We start from the raw sequence: 24,187 nt of genomic DNA on the forward strand, positions 1-24,187 counted from the left end.
AATTTAAAGTTTTGCCTTGCCGTCATAAAGAGCTTTTTCTTTCTTTTATAGTTTTTTACGATAATTATCATATACACTATCTGAGAGAGGTTAATTAAAAAAATCGTAAATTTGCCACTACCTATGTTACAGTATTCCAACATTCATCGAACGTCAAATTTTGCCGTGCTTTCAATAAGCTACGAGAAAGCCGATGTAGAAACGAGAGGAAAGTTTGCATTCTTTGATGAGAACATCAAAAACTTTGTTTCCAGAGTTCATGAGGAAGATCTGGGCGATGCATTTGTTGTTTCCACCTGTAACAGGACGGAAATCTATACCACTTCTCCCAATTACCTCTTAGTAGCAGAAGAGTATTGCAAAACAATTGGAGTACAACTAACAGACTTTCTTCAATTCGCTAATATCCTTACCAAAGAGGAAGCTTTGATTCATCTTTTCAGGGTAGCGGCCGGCCTTGAAAGTCAGATTATCGGGGATTTTGAAATTATCGGACAGATTAAAAAAGCATACAGCCGTTTCAAAAAAGAAAGACAAAATTCTAATCCTTATCTGGAAAGAGCCATCAATTCGGCTATTCAGATTTCGAAAAGAATAAAAAATGAAACCGGTATCTCCAATGGTGCAGCTTCTGTTTCTTATGCCGCGGTTCATTATATTCTAAATAACCAGAAGAGAATCACTGAAAAAAATATTCTTCTTTTGGGAGTAGGTGAAATTGGACAGAATACTGTTGAAAATCTGGTAAAACATGTCTATCAGCCGAAAATTAAAATCGCCAACAGAACTCAGGAGAAAGCAGAAAAGATTTCCCAGAAATATAATATTCCTCATGTTGATTATTCTGATTTTGACCAGGAATTAAAAAATACAGATATTCTTATTGTGGCAACAGGGGCCAAACATCCTATTGTTAACCAGTCTCATTTCCCGAACGGGAAAGAAACGCTGATCATTGATCTTTCTATTCCGCATAATGTTGAAAAGAATGTTACTGAAAATAAAAACGTAACTCTGATTGACGTAGATGAGCTTTCAAAACAGATTCAGGAAACGATTCAACAGCGCGAAAAAGAAATCCCTAAAGCTGAAAAAATCATTAAGGAACTGATGAAAGACTTTATTGAATGGGAGAAAAAGAGAAAGCTGGCACCCAATATTCATCATTTCAAAGCAGTTCTAAAAAACATGGAACGCAATGAAATGCATAATTTTTATAAAAAGAATAAATACATAAACATCACGGACATGGAACTTTCTGACAAAATGATCCAGAAAATCACCAACCGTTTTGCAAAATATATCATCGATAATCCTTTAAAAGCCGAAGAAATTAGTAAATTAATGCACGAAATATTAGTTGAACAACCAAACAACGAATTCAATGAAAAGCATTAGAATCGGAACAAGAAATTCCGCACTTGCACTTTGGCAGGCTAGAGAGGTTGCGAGGCACCTTCAGAACAACAATTATTTAACGGAAATTGTTCCTATCGTTTCTTCTGGCGATAAGAACCTCAATCAGCCGCTTTATTCTTTAGGAATTACCGGGGTTTTCACAAGAGACCTTGATATTGCCTTACTGAATGACGAAATTGATATTGCCGTACATTCTTTAAAAGACGTTCCTACTCAATTGCCTCAAAATATTGAGATGATCGCTTATCTGGAAAGAGATTATCCACAGGATATTCTGATCAGAAAAGAATCTGCAAGGAATAAAGAATTCCACGAGCTTAAACTGGCTACCAGCAGCTTGAGAAGAAGAGCTTTCTGGCTGAGAAATTATCCGGCTACTGATTTTTCGGATATCCGTGGAAATATTCAGACAAGGCTTCAAAAACTGGAAGACGGAGATTTTGATGCTACCATTTTATCTTTGGCGGGAATCAAAAGAATGAAAATGGAAATTGATTATGAAATGCTTCCATTAATGATCTCTGCTCCATCACAAGGGGTAATCTCTGTAGCCGGACATACCGACAAACCGGAGATCAACGAAATTGTACGCCAGATCAATCACCAGCAGACTCAGATCTGTGTGGAAATTGAAAGAAACTTCCTGAGCACTTTAGAAGGAGGCTGTACTGCACCTATCGGCGCTTTTGCAGAAATCATCGGCGACCAGATCCGCTTCAAAGCAGCACTTTGCTCTCTGGACGGGAAAAACTGCATTGCTGTGGATGAAAATTTTGTATATACTCCAGCTGAGAATTTTGGAGAAAAGTTTGCACAAGTTGTTCTTGAAAACGGAGGGAAAGAATTAATGGCAGAAATCAAAAGCCAGATCTGATATTTCAGATGTAAATTCCTTTAGCCGCACTTTTTCATCTTCTTAATTTTACAGACATGAAAATCTTATTTACCAAAAATATAGACCATACGCTTATATCCAAAGAATTAGGAGAGGATATTTTGGTTGACTGTGTTGAGGTGATTAAGACCAAACCCATCATGATCAGTCCTTTTGAACTGAAGAATTATTCTCTTATTTTCACCAGTGTCAATGGAGTTGCTTCTTTTTTTAAAAACAGATTCAAACCCAATGAGAATTTTACAGCCAAAAACTACAACAAGATCTATTGTGTAGGGGAAAAGACCAAAAGAGAACTAAGGAAGCATGGCTTTGGGACATTTAAGGTACTTAAGAATGCTGAAACACTTTCCAGATTCATTATCGGAAAATGCCAGCACGAGCAGTTCCTTCATTTCTGCGGCAATCTTGCCATTAACGTTCTGGACAAAGACCTTCCGTTACAAAACATTAAGTACAAAAAAGTTACAATTTATAATACAGAGGAAATCAATCCTGTAATAACTGAAAAATATCATGCTGTGGTATTTTTTAGTCCGAGCGGAGTTCGTAGTTTTGCAAGGCGAAATTCTCTGGAAGGCATGAAGCTTTTTTCCATTGGCGAAACCACTTCCGGTGAGCTGAGAAATTATACGCAGGAAGAAATTTTTACTTCTGAAGAAAATACCCTGACATCCATCTTTGCATTGATCAGAAAAGAAATCGGAAGTAGAATTTAGAATATCTGTTACCGAAATATTGCCGGTAATATTAGTTACAATAGATTATGATAAAAAACGACCTATATTTAAAAGCACTTCGCGGAGAAACCGTTGAAAGACCTCCTGTCTGGATGATGAGGCAGGCTGGAAGATATCTGCCGGAATTCATTGCTTTAAGAGATCAATATGATTTTTTTACAAGATGCCAGACTCCTGAACTTGCCGCAGAGATCACTCTGCAGCCTATCCGAAGATTTCCTCTGGATGCCGCGATTCTGTTTTCTGATATCCTGGTAGTTCCGCAGGCAATGGGAATTGATTTCAAAATGAAAGAATCTGTTGGCCCATGGCTGGATACTCCAATCAGAACGATGGAGCAGGTCCAGAATATTGAAACTCCGGATGTGAATGACACTTTAGGTTACGTTTTTGATGCTATTGAACTTACTCTTCAGAAGCTGGACAATGATATTCCATTGATCGGTTTTGCGGGTTCTCCATGGACTATCCTTTGCTACTGTGTGGAAGGAAAAGGAAGTAAAGCTTTTGATATTGCAAAATCTTTCTGTTTCCAGCAGCCTGAAGCCGCTCATTTATTATTACAAAAAATCACAGATACTACGATTGCCTATTTAAAGAGAAAAGTAGAAAAAGGAGTTTCTGCAGTACAGGTTTTTGATTCCTGGGGAGGAATGCTTTCTCCTACAGATTATCAGGAATTCTCATGGCAGTATATCAACCAGATTGTTGAAGCATTAAGCCCGCTTACGCATGTTGTGGTATTTGGAAAAGGATGCTGGTTTGCACTGGAAGATATGACCATGTCTAAAGCTTCTGCTCTTGGGGTAGACTGGACTATTAAGCCGGAATTCGCAAGAACTTTAACGAACCATACGATGACGCTGCAGGGGAATTTTGATCCTGCAAGACTTCATTCAACCCCTGAAACGATTAAGAAGATGGTGAATGAAATGATTAACCGTTTTGGAAAAGACAGATATATTGCCAACTTAGGTCATGGAATTCTACCGAATGTACCTGTTGAAAATGCTGAAGCATTCATCAGAGCGGTAGTTGACTGGAAACCGAATGTATAAGATTATTCTCTTAAGAAAATATAAAAGCCTTGTTGTCCATTAGCAGGGCTTTTTTATTGTAATTTAATTTTTCCGGAGGGTTTATTTAACACGAAAAGCATTATAGCAGGAGGAGAAATCTGCCTGAAATGTGCTCCCGGCAATTATCAGGTCATTATTGAGGGCCGGTGTTATTGTATACCAATACACTAATAAAAAAAGCAGCCCAAAGGCTGCTTTAATTCTATATCGTAGAGATTCTTTATTAATTAACTCAACATTCTCTGTGCTTTTCTGACACCTTCTACCAAAGCATCAATTTCTTCGAAAGTGTTATAAACAGCGAAACTTGCTCTTACCGTTCCTGCAATATTAAAGAAGTTCATAATAGGCTGCGTACAGTGGTGTCCTGTTCTTACAGCAATTCCCATTTTATCAAGGATCATCCCTACATCAGAGGCAATCCCCACTCCTTCCAGATTAAAGGAAACAACACCTGTTCTCTTTGCTTTTTCACCATAGATCTTAATACCCTCTATTTCCAAAAGCTGTCTTTGAGCATACTCTAATAATGCATTTTCATGATTCTGAATATGGGTATGGCCAACTCTGTTCATAAAATCAACAGCAGCACCTAAAGCAATATTTCCACCTACATTTGGTGTTCCTGCTTCATATTTAAATGGAAGACCTGCATAGGTAGTTCCTTCAAAAGAACAGGTTGCAATCATCTCTCCTCCTCCATGGAATGGTGGCAAAGCTTCTAATATTTCACGTTTTCCATATAAAATGCCTGTTCCCATAGGCGCATACATTTTATGACCTGAAAATACAAAGAAGTCGCAATCCATCTTCTGAACATCAATATTGAAATGCGGCGCAGACTGAGCTCCGTCTATCACAACATAGGCATCCGTATTTTTTCTTGTCTTGGCAATAATCTCTTCAATAGGATTCACAATACCCAGCGCATTGGAAACCTGATTTACAGAAACAACCTTCGTTTTTTCACTTAAAAACTGATCAAAATAATCCATCTGAAGAATTCCGTTTTCATCAATCGGAATCACACGAAGTTTTGCTCCTGTCCTTTCACAAAGCATCTGCCAGGGAACAATGTTAGAATGGTGCTCCAGATATGAAATAATGATTTCATCATCTTTCTGCAGTTTCTGGGTTAAAATATAAGCGATAAGGTTTAATCCTTCTGTTGTTCCTTTTGTAAAAATCACTTCAAAGTCATGCTCAGCATTGATGAATTTTTGAATCTTTCTTCTTGAAAGCTCCATTTCTTCTGTTGCCAGTTGACTCAGTGTATGAATTCCTCTGTGAACGTTGGCATTAAGTTCTGTATAATATGCGTGACAGACTTCCAAAACTGAATTTGGTTTTTGGGATGTAGCGGCATTATCAAGGTAAACCAGGGGCTTACCGTTCACTTCTCTGTCCAATATAGAAAACTGGCTTCTTATTTCCTGAATGTCAAACATTTATTTATTATTTAAATTAAAACGTCCTTATTTAGAACTCTTCAAATTTACGGCTTTTTTTCCGAAAGGAAGCATGAGGTGAGGGACTGATCGCGGTCAGTTGATAGAAATATTCAATAATTTACAATAAAGAAATCCGATAAATAAAGATAAAGTTATTGAAAGACTAAGAGATTAAAGTTTTATCTCTATTCTTACTTTTAGAAAATATAAAACCTACCAATAAATTGATAGGTTTTATATTGTTTAAATAAGCAATTCTTATTCTGCTGCAGTTTCTGCTGCTGCTTCAGGAGCTGCACCTTCTTCAGTTGCAACTTCTTCCTCATCATCATCATCCATTGCAGCTGCACCTCCTTTCATTGCATTTCTAGACATCTTAACAGCAACTACTACTGCATTGTCCGGGTGTACGAAAGAATATCCTTCTGTTTTGATACCACCGATGTAAAGTTTGTTACCAATTCTTAATGGAGTAACATCTACAACGATTTCGTCAGGTAGGTTAGCAGGAATAGCTTTTACTTTTAGTTTTCTGAAAGACTGACGTAAAACACCACCAGCAACAACACCTTTAGAACGTCCGGTAATTCTTACAGGAACTTCCATGATCACTGGCTTATCGTCAGATAACTGATAGAAGTCGATGTGAAGAATTTTGTCAGTAATTGGGTGAAACTGAATATCCTGAAGAACAGCTGGAATTGTTTTTCCGTCAACCTCAATAGATACCGTGTGTGCTTCAGGAGTGTATACTAATCCTTTGAAAGCTCTCTCTTCAGCAGAGAAGTTCAAAGGTGCTTCACCTCCATAAACAACACAAGGAACTAATTCAGCATCACGTAAAGCTTTTGTAGACTTTTTGCCCACGCTTTCTCTTTTTGTACCTTGAATTGTAATAGATTTCATTTATAAAAAATTTAAAAAATTGTTCTGATTTTAATTTGCAATTACCTTAAAATCAATTAAATAACAAATTTACTGCTAATTGATTTGTGCTCATGAACCATCGTCATAACGTCAGCAAATAATGGGGCGCAAGATAGCACTTTTATTTTAGATGACAAATTATTTTTAACAGGAATTGAGTCAGTTACAATAACTTCCAACAATTTTGAATTCTCAATATTCTCGTAAGCCTTCCCTGAAAGCACTCCGTGAGTAGCCATTGCTCTTACTGTTTTCGCTCCTTTTTCAATTAAGATATCTGCTGCTTTACAAAGCGTACCCGCAGTATCAATCATGTCATCAATAAGGATTACGTTCTTACCTGTCACATCCCCGATAAGGAACATTTCTTCTACAACGTTTGCTTTTTTTCTTTCCTTATAAGCAATTACTACTTCTGCACCCAGGTGACCAGCATAGTTTTTAGCTCTTTTTGCACCTCCCATATCCGGAGAAGCAATGGTAAGATTATCAAGGTTTAAAGATCTTATATAATCTACGAAGATACTGGAGGCATACAGGTGATCTACCGGAATTTCGAAGAACCCTTGAATCTGATCTGCATGAAGATCCATAGTCATAATTCTTGTTGCACCCGCAGCTGTAAGAAGGTTGGCAACTAATTTAGCACCGATCGGCGCTCTTGGTTTGTCTTTTCTGTCCTGTCTGGCAAGTCCGAAGTAAGGAATTACTACGGTAATGCTCTTTGCAGAAGCTCTTTTTGCTGCATCAATCATTAGAAGAAGCTCTAAAAGATTGTCTGCGGGAGGGAATGTAGATCCAATCAGGAAAACTCTTCCTCCTCTTACAGATTCATCCAAAACAGGCTCAAATTCCCCGTCGCTGAACTCCTGAAAGTTGATTTTTCCTAATTCTTTCCCATAATTCTGGGCAATTTTCTCTGCCAAGTCCCTGCTGGTTCTTGTACAAAATAGATAACTTAACTGATCGGCCATTTTTACTTTTTAAAAGATTTTGCAAATTTAAAAAAAAACCACAAGATTTACTCCTGTGGTTTCTAAGTTTTTATTTTATCAATTATTAAGGGAACTTAACTCCTGAATATTTGTTCGGATCTACCTGCGGAAGTGTAGACTTGTATTTAGCATTGATAGACTTAATAAATTCATTAGCAACAATACCGTATCCACGTCCTGTAAGGTGAACTCCATCTAAAGAGAAGGCTCCTCCTGTAACAAATTTCGCAGAATATTTTACACCATTAAATACAATTCCTGACTGTGCATTCAATTCAACCATCTTAGCGTTGGCATCTACAAATGCAAGTCCATAGGAATCAGCAAGTGATTTTATAGAAGCATTATATGCAGTTGTTGCTGTTTTCACATATCCTGCTTCTGTTTTTGTTAATACATGCTGGTTTTGTAACGGATAAGAAATTCCATAAATATTTACCGGTGCAGGAACTCCTGCTGCAGTACTTCCAATTACAGAACTTGTAGTAAGCAAAATATAATCATCCGCCGTTGCCTGTCTTGCCTGTCCAAAAATCTGTCCGAAAGCTGCAGCCAACTGAGCCCCCAAAGAAGGAGTAAGTGCTGCTGTAAGCTGAGCAGAAAGATCCGTCAGCGCAACATCTTTAATTAAAACAGGGTTCGGACCTGCAGCGGAAAGCAAATTAATTCTATCCCCAGCTCCAAAAGCAGTAAGTGCCTGCTTCAAAGGACCATATAAACTCGTATTAAGAGTTGTCAAATTTGAACCTAAAAGAGCAGGTGTTAAAGGGTTATAAGGCACAGTAGTAAAGAAAGGCACTGAAGTAACAGAAGGGATATTGGCAATAACTCCTTTTGTTGTTCCTACACTTTTAAGACCGTCTAAAACCGCCTTAATAGATCCGGCAACAAGTGCAGGATCAGAGATATCATTTGATTTATAAGTTGTAGGATTTGTATTTCCTGTCTGAACTGTCGCAGTCGAATATGTTGTAACTCCTCCTACAGTCTGCGAGTTTGTTCCTCCGTTGGTAGCATATGACAATACATCATTATTTCCTATCCAAAGAGAGAAAAACGTAGCTTTCTGAGCCATAGCATCAGCCAGCACACTGGTTGTTGCAGAAGAAGCAAATCTTACAAAATAAGGATTGGCTGTACCAGTTAGAAGACCTGCCTGACTACCGTATCCAGGAGCTACCAAGTGGAATGACTTCGCACCAGGAACTCCCATGTTATTATAAGATCCTCCGCCAGACAATACATCCAATGCTGCTGCCGCGCCACTTGGCACAGGAGCTAAAGATCCGTTAACAACCTGCAGAGTCAATTTACCAGGGAAGCCTGGAAGATTATTGAATCCACCTACGTCATTAGGCATCAAAGGTTGTTTAAAGTCTCCTCCGCCTGCAAGTTTCATCTGTGCAGCAATCATACTTGGATAAGATTCATTTTGACCACTGCTGTACAGTGCACCATCACGATATCCTGAAGTAAGGGAATTCCCTAAAGATATATATTTTGAAAAGTCTGCGTCACCTTTTGTTACCGGAATATCTTTCACATCCGTATCGAAATCCGTATTACAGCTTACTGTAAAAAGAAGTGCAGAAACTGCAATTGTCGATATTATGATTTTTTTCATAGTCTTCTAAAATTAAAATGGATTATAAGATAAACCTAGACCTAAGTAAAATGCTGTTGCTTTAGACTGCCCGTAGAAACCTAAATTAGCATTATTTACATTTCTGTATTGAGGCATTGCATATCCTCCCGCAATATCAACCCCAAATTGTTTCAGCTTAATACCGATACCTCCTGTAATAACATAAGTGTCATATGAAGGTGTTTCCGGAATAAAGTTATCCGTTGTATAAGGTGCTTCATCATAGTAAGCCCCCAAACGTCCATAGATCATATTGGTGAATGCGTATTGAGTTCCCAATCGGAATGTTTTGGAGTTTTTAAAGTTTTTAGGATTTGTAAGAACGGTCGGATCTGATGGATTGTTTCCAATTGGAGCATTCTCGAAATCCAATGTAAGTTTACTGTATCGCTCCCATCCATGGTAGTTAAAGTCCGCAGAAACCTGCCATTTTGGTGTCACCTTATAAGTTAAACCGATTGTATATTCTTCAACCAACGGAAGTGTGGCTGAAAAACCATCCTGCCCTGCTGCATTTAGTTTTAGCTGATTATAAACAGATTGTGAAGGGAACTGGAATGTAGCTGTCCCGTTTTTAGCTTTCATGTCTATTGCTGAACGGTAGGCAATACTTACATCTAATTTCGGATCAGGTCTGAAATAAAAACCGAACCCATATCCATGTCCGCTTGCTTTTTTATCATTGATATTAACCTTTCCGTCAAATTGCGTTACTGCCTTGTCCCAATCTACCACTCCTTTTGCATAAATATAGCTAGCCCCAAAAGACACCCATGGAGCAAGTTTCACAGAAATCATTGGCTGGAAATAGAAACTTTTCAGTTCTAATTTCTGAACCATTTCTTTCCCTTCCCAGTTATCAGGCCATTTGATTGTACTTCCGAAAGGTGTTGTTACACTAAGACCTACGGTAAGTTTCTCTATTGGTCTATAAGTAATCGCTGCATAGAAAGGAGTTCCTACAGGGTTATCTGTTTCCGTACTTTGCAAAGTATTGAAGTTTTGAAAAGTAACTTTGTTACTTGCAGCAAACCCTCCTGCCACTACACTCAGTTTGGAAGGGATAAATGACATACCCGCCGGGTTAAAGAATGTCACACTCGCGTCTTCGGCATGAGCACTAGTATGCGCCATGGCCAATTGTTTTACCCCCTGCAGGGAAACTCTGAAGCCTCCTGCGTAAGATAGAACTCCCGCCAATAAAGCAGTTGATACTAATATTTTTTTCATAGACTATTATTATATAAGTCAAATATAAAATTATTTTGAATACATCTGTTAATATTTGCTAATATTTTAAACAATATCCCCAAAGAAAACTATGTTTAAAATAACACATTTAAATAAAACAAAAGAAAACTATCATTATTAAAGGTTTAAGAACACGCAAAAAAAGTATACACCCTACTGTTTAATTTTAAACAAATGTTTAATTTAAAACTATTGTGCCACAAAAAACAAGATTACAACAATGAAATGATAATAAATGTTAAAGAAAAAAAACACTTTTTTTATTACCCTGTATCGGCTTTTATACAGCCTCCAACGTTCATTCTTATTCAAAATAAAGAAATGTTTCATTCCGAATTCGGGTTATTTAAGTATTTTAGAATTGCATAAAGATAAAAATACATAAATTTGCAGATTATAAATAATAGAAATATGAGTTGTGGATGTAAAACATCCGGCGATTCTGCACATTCTTGCGGCCCTAAAAAAACCGCAAATGGCTGTGAAAATGTAAATACCTGCGGGAATAGTTATAAATTAAGTGTTTTTGACTGGCTTTCTAACATCAACAATCCGGCACCAAACAGGTGTGATTTTGTAGAAGTTAGGTTTAAAAATGACAGAAAATCGTTTTATAAAAATGTAAATAATATTCCTTTACATATTGGTAGTGTAGTTACAGTAGAATCAAGTCCGGGACACGATGTAGGCGTAGTAAGCCTTACGGGAGAATTAGTAAAGATTCAGATGAAAAAGAAAAAGTTTTCTGAAGAATCGGCACTCAAAATATACAGGCAGGCCAACCAAAAAGATCTTGAGGTATGGCAGGAAGCAAGAAAAAAGGAAGATGGCGTAAAGCTTGAAGCAAGAAAAATTGCACAAAGATTAGGCCTTGAAATGAAAGTTACCGATGTGGAATATCAGGGTGACTCTTCAAAAATCACTTTCTACTACACTGCTGATAACAGAATAGATTTCAGACAGTTGATTAAAGATTATGCCGGAGCATTCCGCACAAAGATCGATATGAAACAAATCGGTTTCAGACAGGAAGCTGCCAAAGTGGGTGGAATCGGGTCTTGCGGACGTGAGCTTTGCTGCTCTACATGGCTTACCGATTTCAGATCTGTAAACACGAATGTTGCAAGATATCAACAGCTGAGTATCAACCCTCAGAAACTGGCAGGACAATGTGGCAAGCTTAAATGCTGTCTTAACTATGAGCTTGACAGTTATCTGGATGCATTAAGCAACTTTCCTTCTTCTTCAACTACTTTGGATACAGAGAAAGGGAAAGCGTTCTGTATTAAAATTGACGTTTTCAAAAAGAAAATGTGGTTTGCTTATGTGGATAGTTCCATTGCATGGTATGATTTCGATATTGATCTTGTTAAAAAGCTGATTTCAAAAAATAAAAGAGGAGAAAAAACACTTCCTCTTGAAGACTTGAAACAGCCTGAAACCTCTACTCATAATATTGATCTGATCCAGGAAAACAATGTGGATCGTTTCGAGAAGAAAAACAGAGGAAACAGGAACAGAAACAACCAGAATAAGCAGAATAACAACCAACAGGGACAACAGGGGCAAGGACAAAAAAGAAACAGACCGGACAGACAAGAAAGACCGGAAAGATCTGATAAAACAGAAAACCCAAATGCTCAGTCTGCCAATCAGCCTAAACCTCAAAAGCATCACCCACAGCAAAAAGCACCTGTGGAAAAAGCTGTGAATAATTCTGACACTGATAAAAAACAACAGAGCAGCCCAAACAAGAAGAAATTCAAAAAGAAATATCCTCCAAAAAAAGATAATAATGCATAAAATTTTAGGATTACTGTCACTTATCCTTTTCTTTAGCTGTAACTCTTCCTCAGGAGGAGATATCATCATGAATTCCGTTGATAACAAATGGAATAAGAAAAGTGAACAAAAATTTAATCTTGAAATTTCAGATCCGCAGAATCCTAAAAATATTATATTTGTTGTAAGAAACAACAACAATTATCCTTACAGTAATATAAGGTTTATAGTGAATTTCACTAATCTCCAAAACAAAAAAAAGGAAACAGACACCTTGAATTATGTACTGGCAAAACCGAACGGAGAATGGCTTGGTACAGGGTTTGGTGATACGAAGGAAACTTTGTTTCAGTATAAAGTAAATTATCAATTTCCAGGGAAAGGAAAATATGAAATCGGCCTTACCCAGGCTATGAGAAATGACAACCTTCCGGGAATTGAGGATATTGGCGTAAAAATAGAAACGGCTAAACCGTAACCATAAATGGAAGAAAACAAAAAAAATGCAGGAAATAAGGGGAAAACATTTCCTCTGCCTCCCAAGAAAAAGAAAGACACCTCCTGGAAAAAATGGGTTTCGTTTATTTGGATCGGACTCATTGCAGTAGTTCTGGGAATTTCAGGACTTTTCTTTTCGGTTTCTCAAGGGTTCCTTGGGGAAATGCCTGATGTAAAAGAACTTGAAAATCCGGACATCTTTGTTGCTTCTGAGATCATTTCTTCAGATGGAGTAACTCTGGGTAAATTTGAAAAAGAAAAAACTCAGCCAATTGTTTACAAGGATCTTCCTCCTTATCTTATTTATGCGCTGCAGGCTAAAGAAGATGAGCGTTTCAAAGAACACTCAGGAATCGATTTATATTCCGTTGCCAGAGCCGTAGCGTATGGTGGTGGACGTGGCGGGGGTTCTACCATTACCCAGCAGCTTGCCAAACTTCTTTTCACAGGAAACGCTTCTCAGAATAAAGTTCAGAGAGCATTCCAGAAACTGAAAGAATGGGTGGTAGCGGTAAGCCTTGAGAAAAGATATACCAAAGAAGAAATTATCACTCTTTATTTTAATAAGTTCGATTTCCTTTTCAATGCTAATGGTATTGAAATGGCTTCCAGAGTTTACTTTAACAAGAAGACTTCTGAGCTTACACTACCTGAAGCGGCAACATTTGTTGCCATGCTAGAAAATCCAAGAAAAAACAATCCTTACCGATATCCTGAAAAGGCCAAAGAAAGAAGGAATGTCGTATTGGATCAAATGCAGAAAACCGGATATATTGATGCTGCAACCTATGAAAAAGCAGCCAGCACTCCAATTGAAGTAGATTTCCACCCTATCAAAAGCATCACTGACGGATATTCTGCTTATTACAAATTTTATCTGAGAAAAGAGATTGACAAATATCTTGAAGCTCATGAAAAAGAAACCGGTAAAAAACTTAACCTTTACAAAGACGGTTTAAAAATATACGTCACTCTTGATTCTAAAATGCAGAAATATGCTGAAGAGTCAATCAAAGAACACTTAACAGATCTCCAGAAGAGATTTGATGCAGAGCAGAGAGGAAGAAAGAACAGACCTTTCTACTACCTGAATGACAAACAAATCAAAGATGTAATGGTTCAGGCCATGAAAAGAACCGGCCGTTACAAATTGCTGAAAGCTGACGGAATGCCTGAAGATTCTATCATGATGGAGTTCAAGAAACCTATCAAAACTTCACGATTCACATGGGCCGGAGAAGAAGAGGTTGAAATGTCTCCTTGGGATTCTATCAGATATCACAAACAAATTGCACAGGCAGGTTTGATGTCTATGGTTCCGGGAACCGGAGAAATCAAAGCATGGGTAGGTGGTATAGACTGGCAGCACTTCCAGTATGACCATATCAAGCAAGGTAAGAGACAGGTAGGATCTACATTTAAACCTTTCGTATATGCCACTGCTATTATGAAACTGGGAATGACTCCTTGTTCGGCTGTTTCTAACGGAACTTATGATCATAACGGATGGCATGTACCGGGAAGAGGTGGAATGCTTACTTTAAAAGATGCATTGGCACACTCACAAAACCCTGTTGCTGCAAGACTTATTGAAATGACAGGAGTGGACGCTGTCATCCAGACTGCAAGAGACTTGGGAGTAACAGAAGATATTCCAAGAAACAATACTATCGCTCTAGGTTCATCAGATATTACGATTTACGAAATGCTTGGTGCATACAGTACTTTCGCCAACTATGGAAACTACAACAAACCAGAGATGATCTGGAGAATTGAAGATGCCAACGGTAGAGTGATCAAAGAAGTAAATGTAGAACCGAAAGAAGTAATGAACCCAATGTATGCTTACACTATGATTGAACTGATGAAAGGTGTTGCACAATACGGAACCGCTTCCGGAGAACTGGGCAGAAGAGGAATTTCAAAAGCAGTAGAAATTGCTGCCAAAACAGGAACCACTCAGAACAACTCCGATGGATGGTTTATGGGAATTACTCCAAAACTGGCAACCGGAGCATGGGTTGGATGGGAAGACAGAGCGACTCACTTCTTTGGAACAGGTGAAGGTCAGGGTGCGAAAATGGCATTACCGATTTGGGCAATTTTCATGAAGAAAGTATGGGCAGATAAGAGCTTAGGAGTTACTCCTGATGATAAATTCGTAAAGCCTTCAGACTGGAAAGACGGATGTTCAAACCTTAAAGGACTAAGCGGAGGATATGGAGATGACGGAAGCCTTCAAACCATTGACGAAATCAAAAATCCGAGACCGGCAGATCCAACTCCTAAAAAAACAACAGAAAAGAAAGAAGATAACATTAATGAAAACCTTCATTCTAATGATGAAGTAGATTTCAATAAATAAATTCTCTTTTACAAATACACAAGACCTTTCAATAATCTGGAAGGTCTTTTCTTTTATAATTAATACCTTTGGAGGATGAATATCGAACGTATCAGACAGCCATTTATTGAAAATTTTCCCGGTGATTTCTCCAACAACCCCATGCAGAGAAACACCCCAAAGGTTTTATTTGCCACCATTAACCCTGCCGGCTTTGACAAACCTGAGCTGATTGCTTTTAACGAAGCTTTATCACAGGAAATAGGGCTGGGAAAATTTGAAGATAAAGACCTGAACTTTCTGGTGGGAAATAATCTTCCGGACAATGTTCGAACCTATGCTACAGCTTATGCAGGACATCAGTTCGGAAACTGGGCAGGACAGCTTGGAGACGGAAGAGCCATCCTTGCAGGTGAAATTATTAACGAGGCAGGAAAAAAGACAGAAATTCAGTGGAAAGGAGCCGGCGCTACCCCATACTCCAGACATGCCGATGGAAGGGCCGTTTTAAGATCTTCTGTAAGGGAATATCTGATGAGTGAAGCTATGTATCATTTAGGAATCCCTACAACAAGAGCATTGAGCCTGGCTTTTACCGGTGAAGATGTAATGCGTGACATCATGTATAACGGAAATCCAAAGTTAGAAAAAGGAGCAGTGGTCATCAGAACAGCCGAAAGCTTTCTGCGTTTCGGACACTTTGAACTCATGTCTGCCCAAAGAGAATACAACAACCTACAAGAATTGGCTGATTTTACTATTGAAAACTATTATCCGGAAATTACATCATCAGACCATCAGAAATATAAAGACTTCTTTGAAAATATATGTACCCGTACTGCGAATTTAATGGTTGAATGGTTCAGAGTAGGCTTCGTACATGGAGTGATGAATACAGATAACATGTCAGTTCTGGGATTAACCATTGATTACGGTCCTTATTCAATGATGGACGAATATGATTTGAATTTCACACCCAATACAACAGATCTTCCGGGAAGAAGATATGCATTCGGAAAACAGGGGCAGATTGCCCAGTGGAATCTTTGGCAGCTGGCTAATGCCCTTCATCCATTAATTAAAGATGAAAAGTTTTTGGAAAACACTTTAAATAATTTTGGAACCTATTTTTGGGAAGCCCATGACCAGATGCTTTGCAAAAAGTTCGGATTTGATCAGCTGCGACAGGAAGATGAAGATTTCTTCACCAACTGGCAAGGTCTTATGCAAGAGCTTCAGCTGGATTACACCCTGTTTTTCAATCAACTGGTAAAAACAACTCAAGAAACCAATATATCAGAGCATTTCAGAGATGTGTCTTATATTATTTTGAGCGAAGAAAAGCTGGCAAAACTTAATAATTTCATCAAAAGCTACAGATCAAGATTAGAACTAAACTCTATTTCCCAAAAAGAATCTTTAGCCATGATGGAAAAATCAAATCCAAAATTCATCCTTCGAAATTATCTTCTTTACGAATGCATAGAGGAAATCAGCCATGGTAAAAAAGAGATGCTGGAAAAGCTCATAAAAGCCCTCGAAAATCCATATCAGGAAATATACACTGAGTTCTCTGCCAAAAGACCGTCGGAATATGATGATACAGCAGGATGTTCCACACTTTCATGCAGTTCGTAATTAACAAATATTCATAAAAAATTAAAAACAACGTAATTATTTTCATTTTTTTATTATATTTACTATCAACTTTAAATGTAAACCAAATGAAAACAAAATTACTATTTATTTCCCTAATCTCTTTTGTATTTGGGAATGCACAGATTCTCTCAGAGACTTTTCAGGGTACGACATTTCCACCAACAGGATGGACTACCGGAACAAATGTAGCTTCAAGACCTTGGGGATTCACTACCACCATCTTCAATGCAACCGGTCAAACAACATTTAATATCACTGGAGGTAAATCCGCAGGTATCGGATGGATTGCCCAGGCACAGGACGCTCATTTAACAAGTCCTTCTTTCAGTTTAGTAGGAACAACAAGTCCAGTACTAAAATTCAATGCAAAAATTGGATACGAATACATGGTGGATCCAAATCCAAACGGAGATCTAAAAGTAGAAGTATCAACAGATGGAGGAACCACATGGAACCAGGTATGGGTTGAAGAAAACTATGGATTATTTATCGATTATGAAACATTGGCAATTACAGTGAGTTTAACTCCTTATGCAGGGCAAGCCAATGTTAAATTCCGATTTCATTACGTAGCTAATGACGCAGACAGCCTTTCTATAGATGATGTACAGGTTTTAGCAAGTGCTACATTAGCTACTCAGGAAGCAAATGCTAAAGTAAAAGATTTCACTGATATCTATCCAAACCCGACAAAAGGAGAAATCAACATCAGAACAGACAAAAAAATCAAATCTTCCACAGTATTTGATGTAAGCGGAAAATCTCTGCTTAACAATACTTCTGAAAGATTGGATATGTCTTCACTTCCAAAAGGAATCTATCTATTAAAAGTTGACTTCTCAGACGGAACGTCCAAAACAGAAAAAGTAATCAAACAATAACAACGTTCATACAATCTTTCACAACCACCATTTTTGGTGGTTTTTTTATTTTATTTTTGCAAAAAATTTGACCTGTGTCTTATATCAAAACAAAAATCACCGATTTTTTCAAACTGGTTTTTCCTTCCACCTACTCTGAAGTGGCAGTATTTCTGTTTTTTATTGTCTGTTATGGAATTTTAGGTTCTTATATTGCAATCCATTACAGGATTATTTTTGACAATAGAATTCCATGGGATGCTTATTTCAGTTTTGACAATAAGTCTATTCTTATGACGGGAGGTAGTTTTGAGAGACATCCTCTATCCTACTATTTTTTTAACTGGGTAAGAGAGTTTTCACTATTTATTTCAGGAGGAAAAATGGACGCCAACTTCAGGCTCACGCTGGCATGGCTTAGTAACATCATCATCACATTGAACATTATTCAGGTATTTAAATATTTAAAGAATATCATTTACCTTCCTTTATGGTTAAGCCTTTTAATTACTTTGTTCTTTGGAGTTTTTTCAACTAATATCATCCTTTCTTTCACTCCGGAGAACTTTACTTACACTTTATTCTTGCTCTCATTATACAATTACTATGCAGCCATAAAACTGAGAAAAGAAGAAAAGATACCCGCAACTGCATTATCCCTGGCGGGGATAACCATTGGAGGGCTTACCATTACCAATTTTGTCAAAGTTTTTATTCCCCTTATTTTCGAAAAAGATCTTTTCAGAAGCTGGAAAAAATTTGGAAATGCATTATTTAGGGTGGCAATCACTATGATCTGTTTCATTGTTCTTTATTTGAACAGAATTGATTTTAAATACCAGAACATCTTTTCAAAAACAAATCAGCAGTATGAAAAGTTCTCAAATGTAAAGTCGATGCCAACATGGGATATGATTTTTTCTTTCTTCTTCGGAGGGAATATTCTTTTCCCGGGATTCATCATGTCAGACAAGCATAATATGAAAGGATTTAATTTCAAAGGACTTTATATGGATCTCTATTCATCAGCTATTCCTTACTTTTTCATAGCAATATTACTGATCCTGATAAGTTGGAGTTATATTAAGAATTTTAAAAACAAATGGGTTCAGATAATTATTATTTCGTTTTTGATTGACATTGTTATCCATTGTGTGATGAGGTTTGGCCTTCACACTTCCTATATCTATGGAGGACATTTTGTTTTTGTATATCCTCTGCTTTTAGGATGGCTCTTTTTTACTTACAGAACATCACCGAAAATGATGTCATTTTTAACATTAACTGTCGCAATATTATGTACTTATCTGCTGGTCAATAATATCTTTAGAATGTCAGAATTCTTCTGGTTTATGGAAAATTATTATCAATAAAAAAAGCTGAGAAATTTCTCAGCTTTATGTTTTTTATGTTGAAATAAGTTCTTCCTATTTTGCCTCGGCACAGAAAATTCTATACTGCACAGCAACTGCCGATTTAAAGTATTCTCTGATTTTGGAAAGATCGCTGGCAGCACTTTGTTTTGTAAAATAACTTCCGGCTAAAATTTTATAATTAGGTCTTAAAGATGCATCTGTTTCCACTTTCAGATTAGGAAATCTTTTTCTGAAATAAGATTTCACCTCATTAGCTTCTTCATTACTTTTCACTGTTGTAATCTGGATTTTAAACCCTAAAATTCTAGGATTTTTCCTACAGATTTCAGCATTCGTAAGCTCTCTGCTCGGCACAAAGATCTTAGGTGGTTTTGTATTGATTCCTGTAGAAATTCCAGTATCATTATTACTAAAATCTTTAGAAGAATTTGTTGGAGTCACTTTAGCACACTTCCCTTCAATTCCTTCCAAAGCAGCATTTATTTTGGAATCCATTGTCATAACAAGCTCTGTTCCTGACAGGGTATCCTTTTTAACAACTTGCTGTGCTTCAATATTATAAAATCCAAATAATGATAATATCGAAAATATTTTGATTAGATTTCTCATTTAAACTTGTTTCCGCAAATTTATACAAATTAAAAAACTATACCAAACTGGTTATTTAGAATCAATACAAATTAAACGTAAATGATATTTTCCCTTTTCGATATACCGTTAAATTCCTGTTAAAAATATTATTTTTGCGGAATTGATTGAATGTTCAATAATTTACTAACATAAGATAATTTAAATGATTAGTTGGAGAAAGCATTATAAAAAAACGTTGATCGCAATAGGCTTATTGCTATCAACCAGTGCTTCATTTTACGGGCAAGACGGCGATCCTAAAAACGGAGAGAAACTTTTCAAAGCGAATTGTACTGCATGTCACGCGCTGGACAAACAGGTTGTAGGACCACCATTAAAAGGGGTTGTAGAACGTGTAAAGACAGAAGGTGGTGTAGGCAAAGATTGGCTTTACAAGTGGATCAAAGACAACAAAGCTCTGAGAGCTTCCGGGGATAAATACGCCAATGAGATTTTTGAGAAGTTTAACAAGACTGAAATGCAGCAGTTTCCTAATCTTACAGATAAGGATATTGACGACATTTTAGCTTTCACTACTAATCCGCCAGAGCCGGAACCAAAGAAAGATGATGCGAAAGCAACAGCTGATGCTGGCTCTACTGCTGCAGCTCCTGCAGACAAAACTACTACAAACGTTGTCATCATTTCGCTTTTAGCAATCGCAGGTTTACTGGTTTGGATCTTGGCTAAACTAAGACAACTGGTAAAATTAGGTCAGTCTGAAGATTTAGCCGGGCTTAATGAAACAAGAGTGCGCTCTTTCAGTGAAATGTATGAGAAGTTCCACTTCATTGGCAAAGGGTTATTAGCAATTCTTGCTATTTTAGCTGCTTACGGAGTATGGAACTGGTTAATGTGGATTGGGGTTTACAAAGGTTACAAACCTGAGCAGCCTATCTATTTCTCTCACAAAATTCACGCCGGAGAACAGAAAATTGACTGTCAGTTATGTCACTCCAGTGCCAAATACGGAAAAGTATCTGAAATTCCTTCTATGAACGTTTGTATGAACTGTCACAGAACAATTTCTGAATACAACGCAGATCACTACATGGAGCCAGGAAAAGATAAGGCATTCTATGACGGAGAAATCCAGAAGATCTACGCAGCAACAGGCTGGGATCCTGCAAAACAACAGTACACAGGAAAAACACAACCGGTTGAATGGACAAGAATCCACAACATGCCAGACTTCGTGTACTTCAACCACTCTCAGCACGTAATTGCTGGAGAACAGGCGATCATCAATTCTTTCAACAAAAAGAACCCTAACAACAAAATCGATGTTGTATGTAAAGCTTGTCACGGTAAAATTGATACAATGAATGTTGTTCAGATGGCAAACGACTTTACTATGGGATGGTGTATCGAGTGCCACAGAACGACTGAAGTTGATATGAACAACGGTTATAATAAAGAGTACTTCAAAAATCTACATGACAAGTTGAAAAAACAATATCCACAAGATGGAGGTAAGATCACTGTAGATGCAATTGGAGGTCTTGAGTGTGGTAAATGTCATTATTAATAACTAAAAAATTAGAAGTATAAATGGCTTCAAACAAAATACAATTCAGAAGTATTCATGAACTTAAAGATCCAGCTTTGAATAATAAGCTGGCTCAGAAAGAGTTTCAGGAAGAAATTCCGGTAGAAGATTTCCTTGGAGATGCTGAGAAAAACGGATCTAGTACTTCAAGAAGAGATTTCCTTAAATTACTAGGTTTCTCTACAGCAGCAGTAACATTAGCTGCCTGCGAAGCTCCGGTAATTAAAACGATTCCTTATGTGGTAAAGCCGCATGACATTATTCCGGGAATCCCTAATTATTACGCTTCAACTTATTTTGATGGTTTCGACTTTGCTAGTGTTTTAGTAAAAACCCGTGAAGGTAGACCTATCAAAATTGAACCCAATCCGGCTGGTGGTGATTTAGGTAAAACTAACGCAAGAGCTCAGGCAAGTGTTCTTTCTCTTTATGATAATGATAAAGTAAAGCAGCCTAAACTAGACGGTAAAGATGAAACTTTCGATAAAGTAGACAGTTTCGTTATTAAAGGTTTGGAAGAAGCTAAAGCGTCTGGCAAAAAAATTGTGGTTTTATCACACTCTTTTGCTTCACCAACTTTCAAAAAGTTATTCGCTGAATTCAAAGCTAAATATCCTACAGCTGAATTAGTAACTTATGATGCTTTCCCTTACGCTGCAGGATTAGATGCGGCTCAGGAAGTATTCGGACAAAGAGCATTACCTGTTTACGACCTTAAAGGTTCTGAACTGGTAGTTTCTTTCCAGGCTGATTTCTTAGGAGATTATAACGCTTCAAGCTTAGAAACATCTTATGCAGCAGCAAGAAAGCCAGGACCAAACATGTTGAGACACATTCAGGTGGAATCTAACATGTCATTAACGGGTGCTAATGCTGATTCAAGATACAGATTAAAACCAAGTGCTGTAAACAAAACTTTAGTTGAAGTTTACAATGCAATTGTAGGTAGTGGTACTTCTGATAAGACGGCAACTGAAATTGCTAACGAATTGAAAGCAAAAGGAAGCAAAGCTGTTGTTTTCGCTGACGGTTCCAAAGGAGCACAGGTTTTAGCACACTTAATCAACCAAAAATTAGGTTCAGTTGCTTTCACAGGTAAAGCAAACTTCCTTAAAGAATTCGACGGTGCAAGATATCAGGAATTCCTGGGATGGATAAATGGTGGACAAGTAGGTGTATTGGTTACCAACAACGTAGACCCTATCTACTCTCATCCAAAAGGAGAAGATTTCAAAAAATCTTTATCAAAAGTTCCTTACGTAATTGCTGTAGCAGATAAGAAAAATGAAATGTACAAAGCAGCGAAAGCTGTAATTCCGGTTGCTAACTGGCTGGAGTCTTGGGGAGATATCGAACCACAGACAGGAGTATATTCATTAATGCAGCCTACGATCCAGAAGATCTACAAATCAAGACAGATTGAAGAATCTCTATTGGTATGGAAGAATGGAAAAAACAATGCAGCAAACAACTACTACGATTATTTAAAGGCAAGCTCAGCTTCTCTTTTAGGTGGTACTTCTTTCAACAAAGCATTGTATAACGGTATCAACGCTTCCACAAACGCTACTACTTTATCTTATGCAGGTGGAAACGCTGCTCAGGCTGTTGCGGAACTAGGAAACTTTAAAGCTTCTGAATTAGAATTAGTATTATACACTAAGACTTCAATGGGAGACGGTACTCAGGCAAACAACCCTTGGTTACAAGAATTACCTGACCCGATCACAAGAATGTCTTGGGATAACTACCTTACAATTTCTCCTAAAGATGCAGAGAAATTTGCAATTGATAACGATCTTAATGCGAGAATGCAGTTAGATGGTTCTATTGTAAACCTTACTGTAAACGGAGTTACGATAAAAGATGTTCCTGTATTCGTACAGCCAGGACAGGCTGAAGGATCTGTAGGTCTCGCACTTGGTTATGGTAAGAAAAACTCAGGAGCAACTGCAGATACTGGTGTAAATGCTTATCCTTTATTTGACGGTTCTAACCTTGTTCTTTCAGGGGTAAAAATCGAAAAAACAGGAGAAGATCACGAATTCGCAGGTATCCAGCTTCAAAATACATTGATGGGTCGTTATGAAATCGCGAAGGAAGTTCCTTTGGCAGATTTCATCAACGTAGCTTTCGATGATGAGCACAAAGGATGGAACAAGCCTTTGGAATACCACACGATCAGCGGAGCACTTCCGGCGAGAAAAATCGACCTTTGGGATGCTTTTGATGATACGGATGGTCCTCACTTTAATTTATCTATTGACTTAAACTCTTGTACTGGTTGTGGAGCATGTATTATTGCTTGTCAGGCAGAAAACAACGTTCCTGTAGTAGGTAAAGAAGAAGTAAGAATGTCCAGAGATATGTACTGGTTAAGAATTGACCGTTACTACTCTTCAAGACAGAAAGTTGAAGTTTACGAAGGACTGAAAGAAGGAATGGCTGTACCAGAATTGTACGGTACTGCTTTCGGAGACGGAGGTGCATTAAACCACCCTGCAGACAACCCGGATGTAATCTTCCAACCGGTAATGTGTCAGCACTGTAACCACGCTCCATGTGAAACTGTATGTCCGGTAGCGGCTACTTCACACGGTAAGCAAGGTCAAAACCATATGGCTTACAACAGATGTATCGGTACCAGATATTGTGCAAACAACTGTCCGTACAAAGTAAGACGTTTCAACTGGTTTACGTATAACCTAAATGACAAGTTCGATTTCAACATGAACAATGATTTAGGAAGAATGGTACTTAACCCTGACGTAGTTGTAAGAACTAGAGGGGTAATGGAGAAATGTTCAATGTGTATCCAAATGACTCAGAATACTATTCTTGAGGCTAAGAAAGAAGGAAGAAGAGTGAAGGATGGAGAATTCCAGACTGCTTGTTCTAAAGCTTGTTCTACTGGTGCAATGACATTTGGAGACATGAATGATAAAGATTCTTCAATCAGAGAGCAGTATGCATCTAACAGAAGATATTATTTACTAGAGGAGATCGGAACAAAACCAAACGTGTTCTATCATACTAAAGTAAGAAACAGAGTAGAAAAATAAAGTTTAAATAATAAATAGGTAAAAA

Annotated in this window: 18 protein-coding genes; 12 read left to right on the forward strand and 6 right to left on the reverse strand. The window is 37.6% G+C overall.

Annotated elements, in window-relative coordinates:
- Nucleotides 1–123 precede the first annotated feature (123 nt).
- The 4 genes from hemA to hemE are packed head-to-tail and all read left to right on the forward strand — an operon-like array spanning nt 124 to nt 4,112.
- A complete protein-coding gene (hemA, locus tag BW946_RS12210; RefSeq protein ID WP_076596452.1) occupies nt 124–1,398 on the forward strand; it encodes a glutamyl-tRNA reductase in 1,275 nt (424 codons plus the stop codon).
- A complete protein-coding gene (hemC, locus tag BW946_RS12215; RefSeq protein ID WP_076596453.1) occupies nt 1,385–2,293 on the forward strand; it encodes a hydroxymethylbilane synthase in 909 nt (302 codons plus the stop codon). Before hemA ends, hemC begins: the two co-directional genes overlap by 14 nt.
- Before the next feature lie 56 nt (nt 2,294–2,349).
- A complete protein-coding gene (locus tag BW946_RS12220) occupies nt 2,350–3,033 on the forward strand; it encodes a uroporphyrinogen-III synthase (protein ID WP_076596454.1) in 684 nt (227 codons plus the stop codon).
- Nucleotides 3,034–3,080: 47 nt separating this feature from the next.
- On the forward strand, nt 3,081–4,112 hold the full coding sequence (gene hemE / locus BW946_RS12225) for a uroporphyrinogen decarboxylase (protein ID WP_034691752.1): 1,032 nt from the start codon (nt 3,081–3,083) through the stop codon (nt 4,110–4,112).
- A 248-nt stretch (nt 4,113–4,360) separates the two neighbouring features.
- Here the strand turns inward: hemE and BW946_RS12235 are convergent, their stop codons facing one another.
- From BW946_RS12235 to BW946_RS12255, 5 genes are all read right to left on the reverse strand, one after another.
- A complete protein-coding gene (locus tag BW946_RS12235; protein ID WP_076596455.1) occupies nt 4,361–5,581 on the reverse strand; it encodes an aminotransferase class V-fold PLP-dependent enzyme in 1,221 nt (406 codons plus the stop codon).
- A 261-nt stretch (nt 5,582–5,842) separates the two neighbouring features.
- Nucleotides 5,843–6,490, reverse strand: coding sequence for a 50S ribosomal protein L25/general stress protein Ctc (locus BW946_RS12240; protein ID WP_076596456.1), 648 nt, complete (start codon nt 6,488–6,490; stop codon nt 5,843–5,845).
- Nucleotides 6,491–6,546: 56 nt separating this feature from the next.
- Entirely contained in the window at nt 6,547–7,485 is a 939-nt protein-coding gene (locus tag BW946_RS12245) for a ribose-phosphate pyrophosphokinase (RefSeq protein ID WP_076596457.1), read from the reverse strand.
- A gap of 85 nt (nt 7,486–7,570) precedes the next feature.
- Nucleotides 7,571–9,130: an SGNH/GDSL hydrolase family protein gene (locus BW946_RS12250; protein WP_076596458.1), complete on the reverse strand. Its 1,560-nt coding sequence runs from the start codon at nt 9,128–9,130 to the stop codon at nt 7,571–7,573.
- 12 nt (nt 9,131–9,142) lie between these two features.
- Nucleotides 9,143–10,381: an OmpP1/FadL family transporter gene (locus BW946_RS12255; protein ID WP_076596459.1), complete on the reverse strand. Its 1,239-nt coding sequence runs from the start codon at nt 10,379–10,381 to the stop codon at nt 9,143–9,145.
- A gap of 432 nt (nt 10,382–10,813) precedes the next feature.
- On the opposite strand from BW946_RS12255, the gene BW946_RS12265 reads away from it, so the two are divergent.
- From BW946_RS12265 to BW946_RS12290, 6 genes are all read left to right on the forward strand, one after another.
- Complete coding sequence (locus tag BW946_RS12265) at nt 10,814–12,205, forward strand: PSP1 domain-containing protein (RefSeq protein WP_076596461.1); 1,392 nt, start codon at nt 10,814–10,816, stop codon at nt 12,203–12,205.
- Nucleotides 12,198–12,662, forward strand: a complete 465-nt coding sequence (locus BW946_RS12270; protein ID WP_047426948.1) for a gliding motility lipoprotein GldH — start codon at nt 12,198–12,200, stop codon at nt 12,660–12,662. The genes BW946_RS12265 and BW946_RS12270 overlap by 8 nt, the downstream gene beginning before the upstream one ends.
- A gap of 6 nt (nt 12,663–12,668) precedes the next feature.
- Nucleotides 12,669–15,047, forward strand: a complete 2,379-nt coding sequence (locus BW946_RS12275) for a transglycosylase domain-containing protein (RefSeq protein ID WP_076596462.1) — start codon at nt 12,669–12,671, stop codon at nt 15,045–15,047.
- A 75-nt stretch (nt 15,048–15,122) separates the two neighbouring features.
- Nucleotides 15,123–16,664: a protein adenylyltransferase SelO gene (locus tag BW946_RS12280; RefSeq protein ID WP_076596463.1), complete on the forward strand. Its 1,542-nt coding sequence runs from the start codon at nt 15,123–15,125 to the stop codon at nt 16,662–16,664.
- A gap of 86 nt (nt 16,665–16,750) precedes the next feature.
- On the forward strand, nt 16,751–17,566 hold the full coding sequence (locus BW946_RS12285) for a T9SS type A sorting domain-containing protein (RefSeq protein WP_076596464.1): 816 nt from the start codon (nt 16,751–16,753) through the stop codon (nt 17,564–17,566).
- A gap of 74 nt (nt 17,567–17,640) precedes the next feature.
- Nucleotides 17,641–18,918 carry a DUF6080 domain-containing protein gene (locus BW946_RS12290; protein WP_228402568.1) on the forward strand — a complete coding sequence of 426 codons (1,278 nt, stop codon included), beginning with the start codon at nt 17,641–17,643 and terminating at the stop codon, nt 18,916–18,918.
- Between the two features lie 54 nt (nt 18,919–18,972).
- On the opposite strand, the gene BW946_RS12295 is transcribed toward BW946_RS12290, so the two are convergent.
- Nucleotides 18,973–19,530: a sporulation protein gene (locus tag BW946_RS12295; RefSeq protein WP_076596465.1), complete on the reverse strand. Its 558-nt coding sequence runs from the start codon at nt 19,528–19,530 to the stop codon at nt 18,973–18,975.
- Nucleotides 19,531–19,714: 184 nt separating this feature from the next.
- Between BW946_RS12295 and BW946_RS12300 the strand changes: the two genes are divergently transcribed.
- Together BW946_RS12300 and BW946_RS12305 are read left to right on the forward strand one after the other, a co-directional pair.
- A complete protein-coding gene (locus BW946_RS12300; protein WP_076596466.1) occupies nt 19,715–21,079 on the forward strand; it encodes a c-type cytochrome in 1,365 nt (454 codons plus the stop codon).
- A gap of 23 nt (nt 21,080–21,102) precedes the next feature.
- Nucleotides 21,103–24,162 (forward strand): TAT-variant-translocated molybdopterin oxidoreductase, encoded by a 3,060-nt coding sequence (locus BW946_RS12305; RefSeq protein WP_076596467.1) that lies wholly within the window; start codon nt 21,103–21,105, stop codon nt 24,160–24,162.
- The last annotated feature ends 25 nt before the right edge of the window (nt 24,163–24,187 follow it).

The organism is Chryseobacterium sp. RU33C (assembly GCF_900156015.1).
Lineage (GTDB): Bacteria > Bacteroidota > Bacteroidia > Flavobacteriales > Weeksellaceae > Chryseobacterium > Chryseobacterium candidae.

What these genes read in the sequence shown, in the direction of transcription:
- hemA (WP_076596452.1), top strand. Translation starts at nt 124, where the DNA reads ATGTTACAGTATTCCAACATTCATCGAACGTCAAATTTTGCCGTGCTT.
- hemC (WP_076596453.1), top strand. Translation starts at nt 1,385, where the DNA reads ATGAAAAGCATTAGAATCGGAACAAGAAATTCCGCACTTGCACTTTGG.
- BW946_RS12220 (WP_076596454.1), top strand. Translation starts at nt 2,350, where the DNA reads ATGAAAATCTTATTTACCAAAAATATAGACCATACGCTTATATCCAAA.
- hemE (WP_034691752.1), top strand. Translation starts at nt 3,081, where the DNA reads ATGATAAAAAACGACCTATATTTAAAAGCACTTCGCGGAGAAACCGTT.
- BW946_RS12235 (WP_076596455.1), bottom strand. Translation starts at nt 5,581, where the DNA reads ATGTTTGACATTCAGGAAATAAGAAGCCAGTTTTCTATATTGGACAGA.
- BW946_RS12240 (WP_076596456.1), bottom strand. Translation starts at nt 6,490, where the DNA reads ATGAAATCTATTACAATTCAAGGTACAAAAAGAGAAAGCGTGGGCAAA.
- BW946_RS12245 (WP_076596457.1), bottom strand. Translation starts at nt 7,485, where the DNA reads ATGGCCGATCAGTTAAGTTATCTATTTTGTACAAGAACCAGCAGGGAC.
- BW946_RS12250 (WP_076596458.1), bottom strand. Translation starts at nt 9,130, where the DNA reads ATGAAAAAAATCATAATATCGACAATTGCAGTTTCTGCACTTCTTTTT.
- BW946_RS12255 (WP_076596459.1), bottom strand. Translation starts at nt 10,381, where the DNA reads ATGAAAAAAATATTAGTATCAACTGCTTTATTGGCGGGAGTTCTATCT.
- BW946_RS12265 (WP_076596461.1), top strand. Translation starts at nt 10,814, where the DNA reads ATGAGTTGTGGATGTAAAACATCCGGCGATTCTGCACATTCTTGCGGC.
- BW946_RS12270 (WP_047426948.1), top strand. Translation starts at nt 12,198, where the DNA reads ATGCATAAAATTTTAGGATTACTGTCACTTATCCTTTTCTTTAGCTGT.
- BW946_RS12275 (WP_076596462.1), top strand. Translation starts at nt 12,669, where the DNA reads ATGGAAGAAAACAAAAAAAATGCAGGAAATAAGGGGAAAACATTTCCT.
- BW946_RS12280 (WP_076596463.1), top strand. Translation starts at nt 15,123, where the DNA reads ATGAATATCGAACGTATCAGACAGCCATTTATTGAAAATTTTCCCGGT.
- BW946_RS12285 (WP_076596464.1), top strand. Translation starts at nt 16,751, where the DNA reads ATGAAAACAAAATTACTATTTATTTCCCTAATCTCTTTTGTATTTGGG.
- BW946_RS12295 (WP_076596465.1), bottom strand. Translation starts at nt 19,530, where the DNA reads ATGAGAAATCTAATCAAAATATTTTCGATATTATCATTATTTGGATTT.
- BW946_RS12300 (WP_076596466.1), top strand. Translation starts at nt 19,715, where the DNA reads ATGATTAGTTGGAGAAAGCATTATAAAAAAACGTTGATCGCAATAGGC.
- BW946_RS12305 (WP_076596467.1), top strand. Translation starts at nt 21,103, where the DNA reads ATGGCTTCAAACAAAATACAATTCAGAAGTATTCATGAACTTAAAGAT.